17 protein-coding genes are annotated in these 18,459 nt (G+C 75.9%); 11 read left to right on the forward strand and 6 right to left on the reverse strand.

Translation table 11 applies throughout. The annotated features are described in order from the left end of the window. Window positions 1–109: 109 nt before the first annotated feature. The gene (locus tag PHK61_RS07410; protein WP_274280333.1) at window positions 110–628 is read right to left on the reverse strand and encodes a MogA/MoaB family molybdenum cofactor biosynthesis protein; all 519 of its coding nucleotides are present in this window, start codon (window positions 626–628) and stop codon (window positions 110–112) included. Window positions 629–725: 97 nt separating this feature from the next. Here PHK61_RS07410 and PHK61_RS07415 point away from each other — a divergent pair, with 97 nt between their 5' ends. Continuing rightward, complete coding sequence (locus tag PHK61_RS07415; protein WP_274280334.1) at window positions 726–1,784, forward strand: NAD-dependent epimerase/dehydratase family protein; 1,059 nt, start codon at window positions 726–728, stop codon at window positions 1,782–1,784. Between the two features lie 75 nt (window positions 1,785–1,859). Here PHK61_RS07415 and PHK61_RS07420 read toward each other — a convergent pair whose 3' ends face one another. Continuing rightward, window positions 1,860–3,239: a hypothetical protein gene (locus PHK61_RS07420; RefSeq protein WP_274280335.1), complete on the reverse strand. Its 1,380-nt coding sequence runs from the start codon at window positions 3,237–3,239 to the stop codon at window positions 1,860–1,862. A 183-nt stretch (window positions 3,240–3,422) separates the two neighbouring features. On the opposite strand from PHK61_RS07420, the gene PHK61_RS07425 reads away from it, so the two are divergent. The 3 genes from PHK61_RS07425 to PHK61_RS07435 are packed head-to-tail and all read left to right on the forward strand — an operon-like array spanning window position 3,423 to window position 5,745. Next, window positions 3,423–4,127: a glycosyltransferase family 2 protein gene (locus PHK61_RS07425; RefSeq protein WP_274280336.1), complete on the forward strand. Its 705-nt coding sequence runs from the start codon at window positions 3,423–3,425 to the stop codon at window positions 4,125–4,127. A gap of 47 nt (window positions 4,128–4,174) precedes the next feature. Continuing rightward, on the forward strand, window positions 4,175–5,002 hold the full coding sequence (locus PHK61_RS07430; RefSeq protein ID WP_274280337.1) for a DUF2064 domain-containing protein: 828 nt from the start codon (window positions 4,175–4,177) through the stop codon (window positions 5,000–5,002). Further along, the gene (locus PHK61_RS07435; protein WP_274280338.1) at window positions 4,999–5,745 is read left to right on the forward strand and encodes a class I SAM-dependent methyltransferase; all 747 of its coding nucleotides are present in this window, start codon (window positions 4,999–5,001) and stop codon (window positions 5,743–5,745) included. The genes PHK61_RS07430 and PHK61_RS07435 overlap by 4 nt, the downstream gene beginning before the upstream one ends. A gap of 20 nt (window positions 5,746–5,765) precedes the next feature. On the opposite strand, the gene PHK61_RS07440 is transcribed toward PHK61_RS07435, so the two are convergent. Further along, window positions 5,766–7,397 carry a S1C family serine protease gene (locus PHK61_RS07440; RefSeq protein WP_274280339.1) on the reverse strand — a complete coding sequence of 544 codons (1,632 nt, stop codon included), beginning with the start codon at window positions 7,395–7,397 and terminating at the stop codon, window positions 5,766–5,768. An 85-nt stretch (window positions 7,398–7,482) separates the two neighbouring features. Here PHK61_RS07440 and PHK61_RS07445 point away from each other — a divergent pair, with 85 nt between their 5' ends. Both PHK61_RS07445 and PHK61_RS07450 read left to right on the forward strand, forming a co-directional pair. Further along, window positions 7,483–9,075, forward strand: coding sequence for a HAMP domain-containing sensor histidine kinase (locus tag PHK61_RS07445; RefSeq protein ID WP_274280340.1), 1,593 nt, complete (start codon window positions 7,483–7,485; stop codon window positions 9,073–9,075). A gap of 113 nt (window positions 9,076–9,188) precedes the next feature. After that, window positions 9,189–10,376 carry an LLM class flavin-dependent oxidoreductase gene (locus tag PHK61_RS07450; protein WP_274280341.1) on the forward strand — a complete coding sequence of 396 codons (1,188 nt, stop codon included), beginning with the start codon at window positions 9,189–9,191 and terminating at the stop codon, window positions 10,374–10,376. A gap of 55 nt (window positions 10,377–10,431) precedes the next feature. On the opposite strand, the gene PHK61_RS07455 is transcribed toward PHK61_RS07450, so the two are convergent. After that, the gene (locus tag PHK61_RS07455) at window positions 10,432–11,136 is read right to left on the reverse strand and encodes a response regulator transcription factor (protein ID WP_274280342.1); all 705 of its coding nucleotides are present in this window, start codon (window positions 11,134–11,136) and stop codon (window positions 10,432–10,434) included. A 245-nt stretch (window positions 11,137–11,381) separates the two neighbouring features. On the opposite strand from PHK61_RS07455, the gene PHK61_RS07460 reads away from it, so the two are divergent. Beyond that, window positions 11,382–12,569, forward strand: coding sequence for a L,D-transpeptidase (locus tag PHK61_RS07460; RefSeq protein ID WP_274280343.1), 1,188 nt, complete (start codon window positions 11,382–11,384; stop codon window positions 12,567–12,569). 83 nt (window positions 12,570–12,652) lie between these two features. On the opposite strand, the gene PHK61_RS07465 is transcribed toward PHK61_RS07460, so the two are convergent. Next, on the reverse strand, window positions 12,653–13,228 hold the full coding sequence (locus PHK61_RS07465; RefSeq protein WP_274280344.1) for a hypothetical protein: 576 nt from the start codon (window positions 13,226–13,228) through the stop codon (window positions 12,653–12,655). An 11-nt stretch (window positions 13,229–13,239) separates the two neighbouring features. Then, window positions 13,240–14,223: a helix-turn-helix transcriptional regulator gene (locus tag PHK61_RS07470; protein WP_274280345.1), complete on the reverse strand. Its 984-nt coding sequence runs from the start codon at window positions 14,221–14,223 to the stop codon at window positions 13,240–13,242. 62 nt (window positions 14,224–14,285) lie between these two features. Between PHK61_RS07470 and PHK61_RS07475 the strand changes: the two genes are divergently transcribed. The 4 genes from PHK61_RS07475 to PHK61_RS07490 all read left to right on the forward strand — a co-directional run bounded on the left by PHK61_RS07475 (window position 14,286) and on the right by PHK61_RS07490 (window position 18,367). Beyond that, a complete protein-coding gene (locus tag PHK61_RS07475; protein WP_274280346.1) occupies window positions 14,286–15,179 on the forward strand; it encodes a DNA-3-methyladenine glycosylase family protein in 894 nt (297 codons plus the stop codon). Window positions 15,180–15,204: 25 nt separating this feature from the next. Continuing rightward, window positions 15,205–15,798, forward strand: a complete 594-nt coding sequence (locus tag PHK61_RS07480; protein WP_274280347.1) for a TIGR03086 family metal-binding protein — start codon at window positions 15,205–15,207, stop codon at window positions 15,796–15,798. Between the two features lie 65 nt (window positions 15,799–15,863). Further along, window positions 15,864–17,468 carry an IS1182 family transposase gene (locus PHK61_RS07485; protein ID WP_274280348.1) on the forward strand — a complete coding sequence of 535 codons (1,605 nt, stop codon included), beginning with the start codon at window positions 15,864–15,866 and terminating at the stop codon, window positions 17,466–17,468. A 398-nt stretch (window positions 17,469–17,866) separates the two neighbouring features. Further along, the gene (locus PHK61_RS07490) at window positions 17,867–18,367 is read left to right on the forward strand and encodes a MarR family winged helix-turn-helix transcriptional regulator (protein WP_274280349.1); all 501 of its coding nucleotides are present in this window, start codon (window positions 17,867–17,869) and stop codon (window positions 18,365–18,367) included. Window positions 18,368–18,459: the final 92 nt, after the last annotated feature.

An 18,459-nucleotide genomic window follows, 5' to 3' on the forward strand; every position in this document is an offset into this window, starting at 1 on the left:
GCCACGGCGTCGTCGCCGAAGATCGCGGCCCGCCGCGCCGCCCGCTGCCGGGCCTCGGCCTGCGAGGCGGCCTCCGGCGCGCCGGGCGGGTCGGGCTGCGGGTCGGGACTCAGTGCTCTTCCATCCCCGAGAGCTCGGCGATCACGTGGGCGATCATCGGGGTGAGGGTGGCCATGCCGTCGCGGACCGCGGCGCGGGAGGAGGCGAGGTTCACGACGAGGGTGCTGCCCGAGACGCCGACCAGACCGCGCGAGAGACCGGCGTCGACGGCGCCCGCCGCGAGGCCGGAGGCCCGGATCGCCTCGGCGATGCCCGGGATCGGGCGGTCGAGCACGCCCGCGGTCGCGTCGGCGGTCACCGCGCGCGGCGACACCCCGGTGCCGCCGACGGTGACGACGAGGTCGACCCCGCCGATCACCGCGGTGTTCAGGGCGTTGCGGATGGCCACCGACTCGCCCGGCACGACGATCGTGCCGTCGACGACCAGGTTGGCCTCACCGAGGAGCTCGGTGACCAGCGGCCCGATCGAGTCCGCGCTCTCGCCCCGGCTGACGCGGTCGTCGACCACGACGACGAGGGCCCGTCCCAGCATCTCCTCCGTGCCGCCGTGCAGCGGCGAGTTCTCCATGGTCGCCAAGGTAGTCGGGACCCCCCGAGCGGCACGAAGTGGACGCCCGGCGACGGTCGGGTCACGGTGCGTGGCGCCGGGCGGCTAGCGTGCCCGCGTGCGCGTTCTCCTCACGGGTGGGGCCGGGTTCATCGGCTCGCACATCGCCGACCTCCTCGCCGAGCGCGGCCACTCGCCCGTGCTGCTCGACGCCCTGCTCCCCCAGGCCCACGCGGCGGGCAAGGCGCCGGAGTGGCTCGACCGCTACCAGCTCGTGCACGGCGACGTCCGCGACGCCGACCTGCTCGACCGGCTGCTCCCGCAGGTCGACGCGGTGTGCCACCAGGCGGCGATGGTCGGGCACGGCGTCGACCCGGACGACGCCCCGGCGTTCGTCGAGAACAACGACCTCGCCACCGCGGTCCTGCTGGCGGCGATGTTCCGCTCGGGGCACCGCGAGCTGGTGATGGCGAGCTCGATGGTCGTCTACGGCGAGGGGCGCTACTCGTGCCCGGAGCACGGGGTCGTCCCCCCGCCCGCGCGCACCGGGGCCGACGTCGACGCCGGCCGCTACGACCTGCCCTGCCCGCACTGCGGCCGCGACCTCGCCGGCGAGCTGATCGGGGAGGACGCGCCGCTCGAGCCGCGCAGCACCTACGCCGCGACGAAGCTCGCGCAGGAGCACCTCGCGGTGGCGTGGGCGCGCGCGACCGGCGGGCGGGTCTGGGCGATGCGCTACCACAACGTCTACGGCCCCCGGATGCCGCAGAACACGCCGTACGCCGGCGTCGCATCGATCTTCCGCTCGTCGCTGGAGCGCGGCGAGGCCCCGCGCGTCATGGAGGACGGGCGCCAGCGGCGCGACTTCGTGCACGTCACCGACGTCGCCGCCGCGAACGTCGCCGCCCTCGAGACGCCGGCCCCCGAGGGCCGCTGCGTGCCGCTCAACGTCTGCTCGGGCGAGGTCCGCACGATCGGCGACCTCGCCACCACCCTCGCGGCCACGATGGACGGCCCGGCGCCCGAGATCGTCGGCGGCGCCCGGCCCGGCGACGTCCGGCACGTCACCGCCGACCCCGCCCGTGCCGCCGACCTCCTCGGCTTCCGCGCCCGCACGAGTTTCGCCGACGGCATCGCGGCGTTCGCCACCGACCCGCTGCGCGACGCCGTCGGCTGACGTCCCGGTGACCACCGGGGACTCGTCCCCGGAGGAGCACCGCGCCCGTTCACCGCGGCCGGGACCCCCGCGGAGCTACCAGACCGTCGCCAGCAGGTGGTTCACGGCGAGGGCGAGCACGGCCTGGGCGAGCAGCCACCAGCGCCAGGAGGGCCGGGGCAGCAGGGCCGCGACCGGCACGATCCACACCGCGAACGGGAGCCAGATGCGCTCGACCTCGGACTTCGAGAGCCCCGAGAGGTCGGCGAGGAGCACCGCGGCGAGGCCGGCCGCCGCGAGCGCCACCAGCACGATCGGGGCCGCGCGGGGACGCCGGGCAGCGCGGCGCAGGCCCGCGACCACCGCCGGGCCGAGCACGAGCACGAGGGCGGCGAGGTTCGCCCACACCCAGTACCCGTAGGGACGCAGGAGCCCGTACTCGTCGGCCTGGTAGTAGCGGACCGTGACCTGCTCGTACCCCGCGTACCACCAGAACCCGGCCGCGGCGAAGGCGGCGACGACCGCCGCGGCACCGAGCCCGCCGGTCAGCAGCGGGGCCACGCGGCGGCTCAGCAGGGCGACCGCGACCGGCAGCAGCCCGGCGAGCACGAACCCGTAGGACAGGAACAGCGACAGCCCGAGCACCACCCCGCCGACGACGCACAGCAGGTGCCCCGCGAGGCCCCGGCGGACCGCGCCGAGGGCGAGCAGGGCCACGCCCCACGCGAGGACCGCGGCGAACATCCCGTCCGCGGACACCCCGACCCACACCGCGCCCGGGAAGAGCACGCCGAAGGGCAGGTAGGCGCGGGCGAGGTCGCGGTCGCCCAGCGCGGCGACGGTGATCGCGACGGCGACGACCGCCGAGGCGCCGACCGTCGCGGTGACGGCGCCGGCGTACTCGCCGCCCGGGAACCCGGCGCGGTCGAGCAGGACGTAGAAGAGCGTCGCGGCGGGCGGGTGCCCCGACGCGTGGGTGACCAGGGTGTCGGGCGTCTGACCGGCGATGCGATCGGCGAAGGTCTGCAGGAAGACGCCGATCTCGCCCGTGCGCGGGATCTCCGCGAGGTACTCGGTCGGCGTCGCCAGCCGTTCGGCGACCCCGACGATCCACCCGTCGATCGTCGCGAGGGCGAAGGTCCACGCTGCGGAGGCGGCGAAGGCCACGGCGAGCAGCGGGCCCCAGCGCAGCCGGCGGGCCACCGCGGGGCCACCGAGCGCGACGAGCAGGGCCACGAGGACCGCGGGCACCGTGCCCGGGCCGACGTGCGGGAGCCACTCCGCGAGCAACGGCGGCCACCCGACCAGCACGGGGACGCCCGCGTCGATCAGCTGCCATCCGATCACGGACGATGCCGTGACCAGCGCCGCGGCGACGAGCACGGCCAGCAGGTCGCCCCGCAGGCGCAGCGGGGGGCGGGTCGCCGAGGGTGGCTCGCCGGCGGGTCCGGGGCGGTCCCGCAGCTCGGTGGTCATCGCCGCCGGACAGTACGGAGGTTCGGTGATCTCGGGGTGAGGAGGTCCGTGAAGCCGCTGTGGGTCGCCCGGACGGGGCATCCTCGGCACGCCCTGGCGGCCGAGGGGCCACCCGGCCCGGGGAGGAGCCCCGAGCGGCGAGCACACGCCCGACCTCATAGCGTGACCGAGGTGGAAGGTCGCGTGGACGTTGTGCTCCCCTGCCTCGACGAGGCGGAGGCCCTGCCCGGGGTGCTCGCCGCCCTGCCCGACGGGTTCGACGCGGTGGTGTGCGACAACGGTTCGACCGACGGCACCCCCGGGATCGCCGCGGGGCTCGGCGCGCTCGTCGTGCACGAGGCGACGCCGGGCTACGGGGCCGCGGTGCACACCGGGCTCGAGGCGACGCGCACCGAGGTCGTCGCGGTGATCGACGCGGACGGCTCCCTCGATCCCGCCGAGCTGCCCGCGATGGTGCGCCTGCTGCTCGACACCGACGCCGACCTCGTCGTCGGCCGGCGCGTGCCGGCGGCCCGCGGCGTCTGGCCCTGGCACGCGCGGGTCGGCAACCTCGTGCTCTCCGGGCTCCTGCGCACCCGGGGCGCGGCGGTCCGCGACATCGCCCCGATCCGGGTGGCGCGCCGGCAGGCGCTGCTCGACCTCGGGATCACCGACCGCGCCTTCGGCTACCCGCTCGAGCTCCTCATCCGCGCCGGCGCCGCCGGGTGGCGGATCCGCGAGGTCGACGTCGCCTACCGCCCGCGGGCCGGCGGCCGGTCGAAGGTCTCCGGCTCGCTCAAGGGCACCGCCCGTGCGGTCCGGGACATGTCGACGGCGATCGCGCGCACCCGCCCGGCGACGGCGACGGCACCGTCCACCGCACCCGACGACCGCGGCACCGGTCGATGAGGATCGGGGTCGAACCGATCACGAGGCCCCGTACGAACGCGCGGACCATGCGGACCAGTGCGCCGGTCACGAGGGTCGTCCTCGTGCTCGCGAAGGCCCCCGTCGCGGGCCGGGTCAAGACCCGCCTGACGACGGCCACCACCCCCACCGGCGCGGCGGGCATCGCCGCCGCGGCCCTGCTCGACACCCTCGAGGCGGCCGGGGCCGTCCGCGACGCGGCGGTGCTCGTCGCGCTCGAGGGCGACCCGGCCGACGCGCAGCGCCACGACGAGATCGCCGCGGCGCTCGCCGGGACCGTCGTCGTCCCGCAGCGCGGCGACACCCTCGGCGAACGGATCACCGCCGCGCACGAGGACGTCGCCGACACGTTCCCGGGCGCGGTGAGCGTGCAGATCGGGATGGACACCCCGCAGGTCGACGCGGCGCTGCTCGCCGACGCGCTCGACCTCGTCGCCACGGCGGCCGACGCAGCGCTCGGCCTCGCGCTCGACGGGGGCTGGTGGGCGCTCGCGCTGGCCGACCCGCGCCGTGCGGCGCTCATCGCCGACGTGCCGACCTCCTGCGGCGACACCGGCGCCCGCACGCTCGCCGAGCTCCGCGCCGGCCACGAGGGGCTGCGGCCGGACCGGGTGCTCGAGCTGCCGGCCCTGTCCGACGTCGACACCCCCGACGACGCCCTCGCCGTCGCCGACCTCGTCCCCACCGGCCGCTTCGCGCGCGCCGTCGCGGACGCCCTGCCGCCCACGGGGTCGGGCTCCGCCCCGCTGCGACGCCCCGCCGCAGGGTCGAGCTCCGCTTCGCTGCGTCTCCCCACCGCAGGGTCGAGCTCCGCGTCGATGCGTCTCCCCGCCGCCCCCGGAGGCCTCCCACGATGACCCGCACGACGTCGACGCCCCTCCCGGCCCCGCCGGCGGCCGAGATGCTCACGGGCCCGGTCGACACCGGGACCGTGTTCGACGCGGCGCTCGCGGGGCGCAGCCACCGCCTCGTGCGCCACGACGGGGTCGTGCTGCCCCTGGCGGTGCAGCGCTGGCACGACGACGCCGACACCGACGACGACTGGCTGCTCGACCGCTGCGCCGGGCCCACGCTCGACCTCGGCTGCGGGCCCGGCCGGCTCGTCGTCGCGCTCGCCGACCGGGGCGTGCCCGCCCTGGGCGTCGACGTGTCCGTGCAGGCCGTCCAGCGCTGCCTCGAGCGCGGGGCGGCCGTGCTGCACCGCGACGCCTTCGAGCGCCTGCCCGGCGAGGGCCGCTGGCAGCACGTCGTGCTCGCCGACGGCAACATCGGCATCGGCGGCGACCCGGTGACGCTCCTGCGCCGCTGCCGCGCCCTGCTCGCCGAGCGCGGCACTGTCCTGCTCGAGCTCGAGCCCGGCGCGGGGCTGTGGTGCGGCGTCGCCCACCTCGAGTGCCTCGACGAGCCCGCCCTCGACACGCGGGGCCTCGACACGCTGGGCTTCGACACGCTGGGCTTCGACACGCTGAGCGACGCGCCGTGGTTCCCGTGGGCGGTGCTCGGCCCGCACGCCGTCGACGCCGTGGCCGCCGAGGCCGGGCTGACCGTGGTCGCCCGCGACGAGGGCACCCGCACGTTCGTCGAGCTCGCCCCCGCCTGAGGCTCCGCGGCCCGCCGGCGTCAGCGGCCGCCGATCACCCGGCTCCCGAGCGTCACCGGCACCTGCCGCGTGCCGCCCGGCGCCTGCAGCGTCAGCGTCACGGTCTGTCCCGGCGCCCGCGACTGGATCGCCGCGACGAACGCGTTGGCGTCCTCGATGACCCGGTTGTCGACGCCCACCACGACGTCGCCCGCCGCGATCCCGGCCGTCGCCGCGGGCGAGCCCGGCTGCACGTCGGCCATCGCCGCCCCGCGCGGCGCCGCGTTCGCCACGCCCACCCCGATGACGGCCTGGGTGGCCTGGCCGGTGTCGACGAGCTCGGTCGCGAGCCGGCGGGCCTGGTTGATCGGGATCGCGAACCCGAGACCGATCGAGCCGCCCTCCTGCCCGGCGCTGCCGGTGACGCTCGCGATGGCGGTGTTCACGCCGATCACCCGGCCCTCGAAGTCGACGAGCGGACCGCCGGAGTTGCCGGGGTTGATCGCGGCGTCGGTCTGGATCGCGTCGAGCACGCTGCTCTGCCCGGCGCCGGACCCGCCGGCCTCGACGGGCCGCTGCAGGGCGCTGACGATGCCGGTCGTCACCGTGCCCGAGAGCCCGAGCGGCGAGCCGACGGCCATCACGGGCTGGCCCTGGACGAGCTGGTCGGAGTTGCCCAGCGTCGCCGCCCGCAGGTTGCCGACCCCGCTCGCCCGGACCACCGCGATGTCGGCCGCCGGCGCGGTCCCGACGACCTGGACCGGCGCCGCCCGCCCGTCGGAGAAGATGGCCTCCAGCCCGCCGCCCTGGCCGGCCTGCAGGACGTGGTTGTTCGTCATGATCAGCCCGTCGGCCGAGAGCACGATCCCCGAGCCCTCGCCCGCCCGGCCGCGGATCTGCACGGCGCTGGGCAGCACGTTCGCCGCCACCGCCTCGACCGACCCCGGCGCGGGCGCCGGGCCCTCGCCCTCGGGCACCGGCTCGTCGAGGGCGGTGCCCTGCGAGGAGCTGGACGAGCCGCCGGTGCCGCCGACGATCAGGCCGCCCAGCAGGCCGCCGACGAGTCCGGCGACGAGCGCGAGCGCGACCAGCCCCAGCGTGCCGCGACGCCGCGACCCGGAGCCGCCGCCCGGCCCGCCGGGGCCACCCGGGCCGGCGGGCGTCGCGGCGCCCCAGCCGCCGCCGGGGTCGCGGGGCCAGCCGCCGGGCGGGGTCGCCGGCCCGGCCGAGGCGGCGCCCCAGCCGGTGCCCGGGCCGCCCGGCGACGTCGGCGGGCCGCCGAGCGGCGCCTCGCGGGTCTGCGGTGCCGTCGGCGGGTAGGACGGCACGGGCCCGAACGCCGCCGTCGCGCCCGTCGAGGACGGGGGTGCACCCAGACCGGGCGGGGCCTGGCCGGGCGGCGGTGGCGTGGCCTGCGTCGGCGCCTGGCTCGGTGCCTGGCTCGGTGCCTGGCTCGGTGCGCTGTAGGGCGCCGCCCCCTCACCGGTGGCGACGCGCGCGGTCTCGTACTCGCGGCCGGTGCCCTCGGCCCAGCGCACCCCACCGGGGCCCGTGGGCGCCGTCTCCGCGGCACCGTGGACGGTGGGCGAGGCGGACGTCGAGCCGCCGGGGGCGTCGCCGCCCGAGGGGCCGGGGCCGTCCGGAGCGGAGGGCGCGGCGTCGTTCTCGCTCATGCCCCCAGCCTCTCGCATCGACCCTCCGGCCGCGTCGCCCGGCGTCCCGCCCCCGCCCGGTCCGGGGACGGGGGAAGCTGGAGGGGTGGAACGTCCCGCAGCCGGCCCGTCGACCGAGGGTCCCGCCGCCGTCGACGACCGTGTCGGCGGCGCCGACGGTCACGCCGCGGACACCACGGGAGCGCCCACCGGTCGCCCGGGCGTCCCGTTCGGCGCCCCGACCCGCGCCCCGGACGGGCGCGCCGCGGTCAGCGACGACGAGGAGCCCCCGCCCGGGCTGATCCGGAACATCCTGCAGGGCATCCCGCTGCGCCGGCGGGTCGGCATCCTCGTCTCGGTCGGCGGCGGCCTGCTCGTCGCGCTCATCGCGATCGCGGTGTTCTTCACGGCCCAGCGCGCGCTCTACGACCAGCTCGACGAGAGTCTCGTGCAGCGCGCGACGGTGGCCGCGTCCGGCGACCTCGCCGACCCCGCGATCCTGCTGCGGGTCTCCTCGGACGCCCTGGCCGCCGGCGAGGTGCGGGTGGCGATCGTCACGGCGGACGGCGAGTTCGTCACCCTGCGCGGCAACAGCCCGCCGCTCGGGGCCGCCGAGGTGTCCGCGGCGCGCCAGGCCCCGGCGACGTCGGTGCGCACGGGCATCGCCGACGGCGAGGTCTACCGGGTCGTCGCGGTCTACGCGGGCGAGGGGCGCGCCCTCGTGCTCGCCCAGGAGCTCGACCCGACGCGGCGGACGCTCTCGAAGCTCGCGGTGGTGCTGCTCGTCGCCGGCGCGTCCGGGGTGCTGCTCGCCGCGCTCACCGGCGTCGCGATCGCGCGCGCCGGGCTGCGTCCGGTCGAGCGGCTGATCTCGGCGACCGAGCGCGTCGCGCGCACCGGCGACCTGCGCCCGATCCCCGTCACCGGCGGCGACGAGCTCGCCCGCCTGACCAGCAGCTTCAACGCCATGCTGGCCGCGCTGGCGTCGTCGATCGAACGACAACGCCGGCTCGTGGCCGACGCGGGCCACGAGCTGCGGACGCCGCTGACGTCACTGCGGACCAACCTCGAGCTGCTCATGGCCTCCGACCGGGCGTCCGGGCAGCCGGGCGCGCCGACCCTGTCGGCACAGGACCGCGAGGAGCTCCAGGCCGACCTGCGCGCCCAGGTCGACGAGCTCGCGAACCTCATCGGCGACGTCGTCGAGCTCGCCCGCGACGACCCGCCCGAGGTCACCGCCGAGCCGCTCGACCTCGCCGACGTCGTGGAGCGCGCCCTCGACCGGGCCCGGCGCCGTGCCGCGGCCGAGAACGTCACCTTCGACGTCGAGCTGGCGTCGTGCGAGGTCACCGGCGACGCCAATGCCCTCGAGCGCGCGGCGCTGAACCTGCTCGACAACGCCGCGAAGTGGAGCCCGCCGGGGGGACGGGTGCGCGTGACCCTGCGCGAGGGCGTCGCGCCGGAGCGGCCCGGCACCGCCGTGCTCGAGGTGGCCGACCAGGGCCCGGGGATCGCCGACGAGGAGCTCGACCTCGTCTTCGAGCGCTTCTACCGCTCGCTGGACGCGCGGACCATGAGCGGGTCGGGGCTCGGGCTCTCGATCGTCGCCCAGGTCGCCGACCGCCACCACGGCGGCGTCTCCGCGGCCCGGGCGCCCGAGGGCGGCGCGCTGCTGCGCTTCTGGGTGCCCCGGAGCTGACGACGCGCTGACGTTCGACACGATTGCTACGCAGCGTCACAGGGTCTGTACGTATGGCTGTGACCCGGCTTACGGTCGGGTGGTCGGACGGAAGACGTCGAGGAGAGACCCCCGTGAGCAGACTGCGCTTCGGCACGTTCCTGGCCCCGTTCCACCGCGCCGGTGAGAACCCGACCCTCGCGCTGCAGCGCGACCTCGAGCTGGTCGAGCACCTGGACGCGCTGGGCATCGACGAGGCATGGATCGGCGAGCACCACTCGGCGGGCAGCGAGATCATCGCGTCCCCGGAGATCTTCATCGCGGCGGCGGCGGAGCGGACCAAGCGGATCAAGCTCGGCACCGGCGTCACCTCGGCGAGCTACCACAACCCGCTCTGGGTGGCCGACCGGATGGTCCTGCTCGACCACCTCACGCGCGGGCGCACGATGCTCGGCGTCGGCCCCGGCTCGCTCCCGAGCGACTCGGCCATGATCGGGCTGAACCCCACCGACACGCGCGAGCTGCTCGACGTCAACCTCGACATCATCATGCGGCTGCTGCGCGGCGAGGTCGTCACCGAGCAGACGAAGACCCACAACCTGGTCGAGGCCCAGCTGCAGCTGCGGCCCTACACCGAGCCGTGCTTCGACATCGCCGTCGCGGCCGTCGCCTCCCCCACCGGGCCGCGGATGGCCGGGCGGCACGGCGTCGGCCTGCTCTCGATCGGCGCGACGCTCTCCCCGGACGGCTTCGACGCGCTGGCCCACCACTGGAACGTCGTCGAGGAGCGCGCCCAGCACTTCGGGCAGCCGACGCCGGACCGCGAGAAGTGGCGCCTCGTCGGGCTCATGCACATCGCGGAGACCAAGGAGCAGGCCTACCGCGACGTCGAGTACGGGATCGAGTCGTGGTTCCGCTACTTCCAGAAGACCGCGGCGTTCCCGCAGATGGCGGTCGAGGGCGGCGACGTCAAGGAGATGATCGACTTCATCAACGAGGCCGGCATCGGCGCGATCGGGACGCCCGACGACGCGAAGGCCCAGGTCCAGCGGCTCGCCGACCAGTCCGGCGGCTTCGGCGCGATGCTGCTGCTCGGGCACGAGTGGGCCAACCCGCAGGCCACGAAGCGCTCGTGGGAGCTCATCGCCCAGAACGTCGTCCCGCACTTCCAGGGCACGACGTGGGGCGGGCGCAGCCACGCCGAGTCGACCCAGGCGGCCAAGGAGCGCGCCGGGCTCAAGCGCGACGAGTACGCGGCCACCCAGCTCGAGGCCGTCGACCACATGACGAAGAAGTACGCCGACGAGGTCGCCACGAAGTAGCCCGTCCCCATGTGAGCGAACTTCGGGGCTATCGCCCCGAAGTTCGCTCACATACTCACGGCGGGGTCTCGCGCAGGACGTAGCCGACGCCGCGGACGGTGTGGATGAGGCGGACCTCGCCCTCGGCCTCGGTCTTGCGGCGCAGGTAGCCGACGTAGACCTCGAGTGCGTTGCCGGTGGTCGGGAAGTCGTAGCCCCAGACGTCCTCGAGGATCCGGCTGCGGGTCAGCACCCGGCGCGGGTTGGCCATGAACAGCTCGAGCAGCGAGAACTCGGTGCGCGTGAGGCTGATCGGGCGCTCGCCCCGGCGGACCTCGCGCGTCACGGGGTCGAGCGAGAGGTCGGCGAAGCGCAGCGGCTCCGGGTCGGGCGCGCCCGCCCCGTCGTCGGGCGACGTGCGGCGCAGCAGCGCGCGCAGGCGCGCCAGCAGTTCCTCGAGCGCGAAGGGCTTGGCGAGGTAGTCGTCGGCGCCCGCGTCGAGCCCGGCCACCCGGTCCGACACCGCCTCCCGCGCCGTGAGCACGAGCACGGGGATGTCGTCACCCGCATTGCGCAGCCGGCGGCACACCTCGAGACCGTCGACGCGCGGCATCATCACGTCGAGGACGAGCGCGTCGGGACGGGGGCCGGCGTCGTCGGCCAGGGCGTCGAGCGCCTGCTGCCCGTCGGAGGCGAGCTCGACCTGGTAGCCGTTGAACGCCAGCGACCGGCGCAGCGAGTCGCGCACCGCCCGGTCGTCGTCCGCGACGAGGATCCGCATCCGCCCAGTGTGGCCGGACGGCCTGAGACGGTGCTGAGACGCGCCGACCGCGCGTCACCCGTTCGACCCAGCCGTCCGGGGGCGGACGGTGGCTCTCGGTGCGCCCGAGATGTCCGATGCGGGATCGACACCGTCGACACGCAACCGCGCACGGTGCCGATGCGTCTCGCATGGTTGAGGATGAGGAATCGGATGTCCCGGATCGGGACGAGGGGGACGGTGTGTCGAGGACGGACAGCAGCCGCATGCGGACGGGTCGGGGGCTCGATCGGGCGACGACGGGCCCGGTGGTCGTGCTGCTCGCCCTGATCGCTCTCCTGGGTGGGTGCGCGGGCGCCGGTGCCCCGGCGCCGCCGCCCGTGCCGCCGGTCGCCCTGGCCGCGTCGGTCGCCCCGGGCGCGGTGGACGTCGCCCCGGCCGAGCCGCTGATCGTGTCCGCCGCCGGCGGGCGGCTGACGTCGGTGACGGTCACCCCGAGCGGGGGCGCCGCCCTGGCCGGCACGCCCGATCCCTCGGGCACGCGCTGGACGAGCCCGCAGCTCGCCTACGGCACCGAGTACCGCGTGCAGGCCGCGGGCGTCGACGAGCAGGGCCGCCCCGGCGCCCCGCTCGACCAGACCTTCCGGACGGTCGCGCCCGAGGAGACCCTCGAGATCGCGAGCATCCGTCCCACCGACGGGCAGACGGTCGGCGTCGCGATGCCGATCTCGATCACCTTCGACACCCCCGTCACCGACCGGGCCGCCGTCGAGCGCCGGGTGTCGGTGGCGACCTCGACGCCGACCGAGGGCTCGTTCCGCTGGATGTCCGACGAGCAGCTCAACTGGCGACCCAAGGAGTACTGGCGCCCGGGCACGCAGGTGAGCGTCACCGCCCGCCTCTTCGGTGTCGACAGCGGCGAGGGCGTCTACGGCGCGGAGGACCGCTCGTTCTCGTTCACCGTCGGCCGCGACCAGCGGGCCCGCGGCGACGTCAACGCCCACACGCTCGTGCTCTATCAGGACGGCCAGGAGCTGCGGACCATGCCCGCGTCCTACGGCCGGGCGCAGTACCCGACGCAGTACGGCGTGCACGTCGCGTTCGAGAAGCACGAGGTCAAGCGCATGCGCTCGGACACGTGGGGCGGTCCGGCCGAGGGCACGCCCGGCTTCTACGACGAGGACCTGCCGCTCGCGGTGCGGATCTCCAACAACGGCGAGTTCGTGCACGTCAACGCGGCCACCACGCGCCAGCAGGGCCGCAGCAACGTCTCGCACGGCTGCGTGAACCTCTCGCCCGCCAACGGCCAGTTCTTCTTCAACTGGGTGCAGATGGGCGACCCGGTGGAGATCGTCGGCTCGGAGCGTCCGCTGACCACGCGCGACGGCGACATCGCCGACTGGACGATCCCGTGGGAGGAGTACCGCCAGGGCTCGGCGCTGGCCAGCACCTGACCGGAGCGCGCCCTCGGGCCCGCCGCCACGTCGGTGGACGGCGGTCCCGAGGGCCCGCACCCGGTCGGTGCGGTCCGGACGACCTAGAACTCGACGCGGACCAGCCCCAGCACCTCGGCGCGCCAGTCGGCGTAGGCCTTGCCGATCGCCTGGCGGTCGGCGCCGTGCTCGGACGGGGTCTGCGAGGGGGTGCTGCTGCCGTCGAGGCTCGCCGCGATGTCCGCGCCGCTCCACTCGGGCCCCGCGGTGCGCACCCGGAGGTGCCCGGGCGCCCGCTCGGCGCGCAGGGCGTGGGCGAGCACCCGCATGAGCGCGGTGCGCGCCTGCTGGTCGTCGGGCGCCTCGGTGTCGATGTTCGTCTGCCCGCCGACCAGCACCACCGTCGCGGCGTCGTGCAGCACGGGCAGGACGGTCTCGGCGGCCCGGAAGCGGCTGAGCAGACCCTCGGACAGGAACTGCTCGACCCGCCCGACCAGGCTGCCCCCGCGCGGGGTCATCGCCACCGGCAGCTGCACGTAGGCGTCGAACGTCCGCCCCTCCACCGCCTCGCCGAGGCGGTCGAGCGTGTCGACCACCGTGGTCTCCGCCCCGGTGGCCCTGATGGCCTCCGCCACCTCGGTCAGTCGCTCGCCGCCGCCGGTCACCAGCACGCTCGTCATGGCGCGTGACCCTAATCGGGCGGGGGCGGGGACGGCACGCTGTAGAGGGCCACCACACGCGCGGCGGCCGCCGCCATCTCGTCCCGCAGCGCCTCCGGGGCGAGCACCTCGACCGCGTCGCCGTAGCCCAGCAGCCCGGCCCGCGCGGCGAGCAGCGAGCGGAACGGCGCGACCAGGACCTCGCGGCCGTCGGCGTCGGTGCCCTCGTGGCGCCACGGCCCGGCCATCACGGCCATCGCCACCCGGCGCAGCGTCGGGGCCCACTCCGGGTCGACGCGCACCCGCACGTCCACCTCGTCGGTCGGCGCCTCCAGGCGGTCGCGCAGCTCGGCCCACACCGCGCCGAGGTCGCGCCCGTCGGGGCGGCGGGCCGGCGCCCCGGTGGCGGCGACCTCGCGGACCCGGCCGACGCGGTACATCTTCGGCCGGCCGCGGTGCGCCGCGACGAGGTACCAGGTGCCGGCCTTGCTGACCAGGCCGTACGGGTCGACCGTGCGCCACGTGGCGACGGCGGCGTCCCCGGTGGCGTAGCGGATGCGCACGCGCTCGTCGGCGACCAGGGCGGCGTCGAGCGCGGGCAGCGCGGGCAGGTCCTCGGGCGCGCGCCGCCAGCCCTGGTGCTCGACGAGCAGGCGCCGCCGGGCCCGGTCGACGCCCTCGCGCCGCGCGTCCGGCACGGCCGCGAGCAGCTTGCGCGACGCGGAGGCCAGCGCGGTGCCGAGCGCGCCCCCGTCCGCGGAGGCGCCGAGCGCCACCAGCGCGCGCAGCTCGTCGTCGGTCATCCCCGTGACGTCGGTGCGGTAGCCCTCGAGCAGCGCGACGCCGCCGCGCCGCCCGCGCTCGCAGTACACCGGCACCCCCGCCGACGACAGCGCCTCGACGTCGCGCTGCACGGTGCGCGTCGAGACCTCGAGCCGGCGGGCGATCTCGGGCGCGGGCATCCGCCCGTGGGTCTGCAGGAGCAGCAGCGTCGCGAGCAGGCGGTCCGAGCGCACGTCCCGAGAATGCCCGAGAAACACGACAGCAGGTGTCGTGTATCAGGTCGCACTCTCTCCTCATGACCGCCGCACTCGCCACCGGTGTCCTCGAGCCCCTCGGCCCGTTCGACCTCGAGCAGACCCGCGCCTTCGTCGGCCGCTGGGGCCCGATCACCCGCCACGCGCCCTCGGCGGGCGAGCCGCTGCGCCTCACCGCACCACTCGACGGCGACCAGCGCCCCGTCGCCGTCGCGCTGCGCCAGGCCGCGCCGGACGGGCCGGTCGAGGTCGAGATCGCCGGGGCCCACGCCGCGCCCGACCGGGCCCTCGCCCAGGTCGCGCGCCTGCTCTCGCTCGACCACGACGCGCGCGACTACCCCGACGTCGGACGGCGGGTCCCCGCGATCGGCCGGCTCATGGCCGCGCACCCCGGCCTGCGCCCCACGCTGTTCGGCACGCCGTACGAGGCCGCCGCGTGGAGCGTCGTCTCGGCGCGGATCGGCGAGCGTCAGGCCGGCACCGTCTTCCGGCGCCTCGCGGCGGCCCACGGCGAGACGCTCACCGTGGCGGGCGCCGAGGTCGACGCGTTCCCGGGCCCCGAGGCGCTGCGGGCGGTCGAGAAGTTCCCCGGCCTCGATGCCGAGAAGGTGCGCCGGCTGCACGGTGTCGCCGACGCCGCGCTGGCCGGCGACCTCGAGGTCGACCGTCTGCGCGCGCTCGGGCCGGACGGCGCCCGCGCGGCGCTGACGCGCCTCCGCGGCATCGGCGACTTCGGGGCGTCGCTGATCTGGCTGCGCTCCTGCGGGGTGGTCGACGAGTGGCCCGACGGCGAGCCCCGCTGCCGTGCCGCGCTCGCCCGCCTCCACGGCCGCCACGCCGACGACCCGCTCGACGACCTGATCGACGGGCTCCGCCCCTACCGCACCTGGGCCGCGCTGCTCCTGCGCGTGGCACGCCACGACGACCACCGCTGATCATCCCCCGGAGAAGGAGAGCACCATGACCGCGCCCGACCCCCGCCCCCTGCTGACCCGCGCGCTCGACCAGATCGGCGAGCTCGTCGCCGGTACCGCGCCCGACGCCCTCGAGCGCCCGACGCCGTGCGCCGACTGGGACGTCCGCACCCTGCTCGACCACCTCGTCGGCGTGCACCGCCGCATCGCCCACGTCGGCGCCGGCGGCCACTTTGCCGACATCACCTCCACCCCCGAGGTCGCCCGGGGCACGCACGACGCCGAGATCGCCGCCGCGCGGGTCGACATCGACCGCGTGTGGGTGCACGACGAGGCGGTCCTCGACCGCGTGCTCACGGTGCCGTGGGGCACGATGCCCGGCCGGTTGGTCGGCTTCGGCTACGTCCAGGAGCTCACCGTGCACGCCTGGGACCTCGCCGCGGCGACCGGGCGCACCGAGGGCCTCGACGACGAGCTGGCCCTCGCGGTCGAGGAGACCGCCCACCGGGTGCTGCCGGCCGAGCCCCGCGGCGGGGACATCCCGTTCGGCCCGCCGGTCGCGGTCGCCGCCGACGCCGCGCCCCACGAGCGGCTGGTCGCCTGGCTCGGCCGCGACCCGCAGGGACTTCTCGTCCGCTAGGAGACTGCTGAAGAAGTCAGCGCGTCGGCGCTGGCGGTCCGGGCTGGGGCTGGGATCCTTGTCGGGTGCAGGGTCGCTCTGATGATCAGCGTGAGTTGCTGGATGTGGAGTCGGTCGCGGGGCATCTGCTGAAGTCGGGCAGCGTGTTCGCGTTCCTGGCCACCCACCGGACTCGGTTGTTTCCGCCGGAGCTGTTCGCCGATCTGTTCCCGACCCGCCGGGGCCGGCCCAGTGTGCCGCCGGAGGTGGTGGCCACGGTGCTGGTGCTCCAGGCGCTGCACGGGCTCTCGGATCGGGAGGCGGTCGAGGCGCTGACGTTCGATCTGCGGTGGAAGGCCGCGTGCGGGCTGGCGATCATCGACACCGCGTTCGACTCCTCGACGTTGACCTATTGGCGGCGACGGCTGGCGGCCTCCGACCGGCCGGATCGCATCTTCGAGACCGTCGCGGCTGTGGTCTCGCAGACCGGGGCGGTGGCCGGGAAGACCCGCCGGGCGCTGGACTCGACCATCCTCGATGACGCGGTGGCCCGTCAGGACACCGTCACCCAGCTGATCGCTGCGATCCGCCGGGTCGCCCGTGAGGTCCCCGCCGGCGCCGAGGTCGTCGCCGCGGTCACGACCAGCGGGCAGGACTACGCGCGGCCGGGCAAGCCGCAGATCGCCTGGGACGATCCGGCCGCGCGCGACGAGCTGGTCTCGGCGCTGGTGGGCGACGCGCTGGCGGTGCTGGCCGAGCTCGAGACGCGCCACCCTCACGGCCGGGGCCTGGATGCCAAGCAGGTCGAGGCGGTGGCGTTGTTGGCGTTGGTGGCCGGTCAGGACGTCGAACCGGCCGAGGGCTCGGATGGCACCGACGGGCGTTGGCGGATCGCGACCAAGGTCGCCCCTGACCGGGTGATTTCGACCGTCGACCCCGACACCCGCCATGCCCACAAGTCCCGGGAGCGCCGCCAGGACGGCTACCGCGCCCACGTGGTGGTCGAGCCCGACACCGGGCTGATCACCAACACCGCCCTGACCAAGGCCGCTGGCCCGGACAACAGCGACGCCACCGTCGGGATCGCCCTGCTCGCCGACGACTCCACCCTCGACACCCTCGACTGCGCGGCCGTGGTCGGGCCGGTCGAGGTCTTGGCCGATTCGGCCTACGGCACCGGCGACGCCCTGGCCGCACTCGACGCGGCCGGGCACCAGGCGGTGATCAAGCCGTGGCCGCTGCGCCCGGCGATCCCCGGCGGGTTCACCCTCGACGACTTCACCCACCACGCGACGACCGACACCGTGACCTGCCCGAACGGGGTCACCCGCCCGGTCACCGGCAGCGGAGCGGTGATCTTCGGGGTGCACTGCCGGGGCTGCCCGCTGCGTGAGCGATGCACCACCGCCACTGACGGGCGCACCCTGCATCTCGGGCCGCACCACGCCCTGCAACGCGCCCACCGCGCCCGCGCCGGGCTCCCCGAGCACCTCGAGAGCTATCGACGGCACCGGCCCATGGTGGAGCGCTCGATCGCCTGGCTGACCCGCGGCAACCGCCGGGTCCCGCACCGCGGGGTGGTCAAGAACAACGCCTGGCTGCACACCCGCGTCGCCGCGATCAACCTGCGCCGCCTGCTCACCCTCGGGCTGCACCTCGACCACGACCGCTGGGCCCTCGGCACCATCTGAACGATCCGGCCACAGGACAGCTCACCGACCTGGACACCCACCCTCGCCGACGCACCATCGCCACCGGGCGGGGCGACCTCTTGTCGCACCCCACAGGTGCTGACCGCAGCACGACTGCCGAGGCGCCCCGCCCACCCAACACGCCGTTGTTCAGCAGTCTCCTAGGCAGACACCGGGGACGCTCTCGCGGGTCACGTAGGTCGTCGTGCCCGTGATCCTGCTGCTCCGCCACGACGTCGGGCTCCTCGGGCCGCGCAGCACCGGCCTCGCGCTCGAGGCCGTGGACCGACCGATCGGACGCGTCACGTCGGGCCCCGCATTCGTTCCGAGCACGTATTATCCGAGGAACGGGGAGTGGCCCGAGGGTCACGTGGGGCGCGACGGACGGGGTGAGCGCGGTGACGAGAGCGGCGACCAGCAAGGACACGACCCGGCGCCGCGTCCGCCTCGACCCGCCGTCCGACCTCGTGGCCGCGCCCGGCTACGGCGCGCGGCGGCTCTACCAGGCCTACCTCGCCGCGTGGACCCGCCACGTCGACCCGGTGCTCACCGGCCCCCAGTTCGCCGTGCTTTCGGCCGTGCGGGCCTACCCGGACGCGGACCAGACGTCCCTGGCCAGCGCGGTCGCCCTCGACACCTCGACCATGGCCGACGTCTGCCGGCGCATGGAGCGTCGCGGGCTCATCGCCCGCCACGAGGCGCCGCACGACGCCCGCGCGAAGGTCCTGACGCTCACCGACGAGGGCACCGCGGCGCTCGCGGAGACCAACCGCCGCGCCCGCGCACTCGACGAGGCCCTGCTCGCCGGCTGCCCGGCCGAGCACCGCCCGCACCTCGCGTCGCTCCTCAACGACCTCGGTCAGGAGTGGGAGCGGGTCGCCGAGCGCGACGCGCTCTGAGCGGGCGAGCCCTCCCTCGTAGGCCGAACGGCCCATCCGCGCGCCCGCGATCTGTTACAGCCGCGTCTCGGGACCCGTCGAGGTATTGCGTC

Source organism: Actinomycetospora lutea (assembly GCF_028737205.1).
Lineage (GTDB): Bacteria > Actinomycetota > Actinomycetes > Mycobacteriales > Pseudonocardiaceae > Actinomycetospora > Actinomycetospora lutea.

Excerpts from the sequence above, each read along its gene's own strand:
- PHK61_RS07410 (WP_274280333.1), bottom strand. The coding sequence starts at position 628 with ATGGAGAACTCGCCGCTGCACGGCGGCACGGAGGAGATGCTGGGACGG.
- PHK61_RS07420 (WP_274280335.1), bottom strand. The coding sequence starts at position 3,239 with ATGACCACCGAGCTGCGGGACCGCCCCGGACCCGCCGGCGAGCCACCC.
- PHK61_RS07430 (WP_274280337.1), top strand. The coding sequence starts at position 4,175 with ATGCGGACCAGTGCGCCGGTCACGAGGGTCGTCCTCGTGCTCGCGAAG.
- PHK61_RS07435 (WP_274280338.1), top strand. The coding sequence starts at position 4,999 with ATGACCCGCACGACGTCGACGCCCCTCCCGGCCCCGCCGGCGGCCGAG.
- PHK61_RS07440 (WP_274280339.1), bottom strand. The coding sequence starts at position 7,397 with ATGAGCGAGAACGACGCCGCGCCCTCCGCTCCGGACGGCCCCGGCCCC.
- PHK61_RS07455 (WP_274280342.1), bottom strand. The coding sequence starts at position 11,136 with ATGCGGATCCTCGTCGCGGACGACGACCGGGCGGTGCGCGACTCGCTG.
- PHK61_RS07460 (WP_274280343.1), top strand. The coding sequence starts at position 11,382 with ATGCGGACGGGTCGGGGGCTCGATCGGGCGACGACGGGCCCGGTGGTC.
- PHK61_RS07465 (WP_274280344.1), bottom strand. The coding sequence starts at position 13,228 with ATGACGAGCGTGCTGGTGACCGGCGGCGGCGAGCGACTGACCGAGGTG.
- PHK61_RS07475 (WP_274280346.1), top strand. The coding sequence starts at position 14,286 with ATGACCGCCGCACTCGCCACCGGTGTCCTCGAGCCCCTCGGCCCGTTC.
- PHK61_RS07480 (WP_274280347.1), top strand. The coding sequence starts at position 15,205 with ATGACCGCGCCCGACCCCCGCCCCCTGCTGACCCGCGCGCTCGACCAG.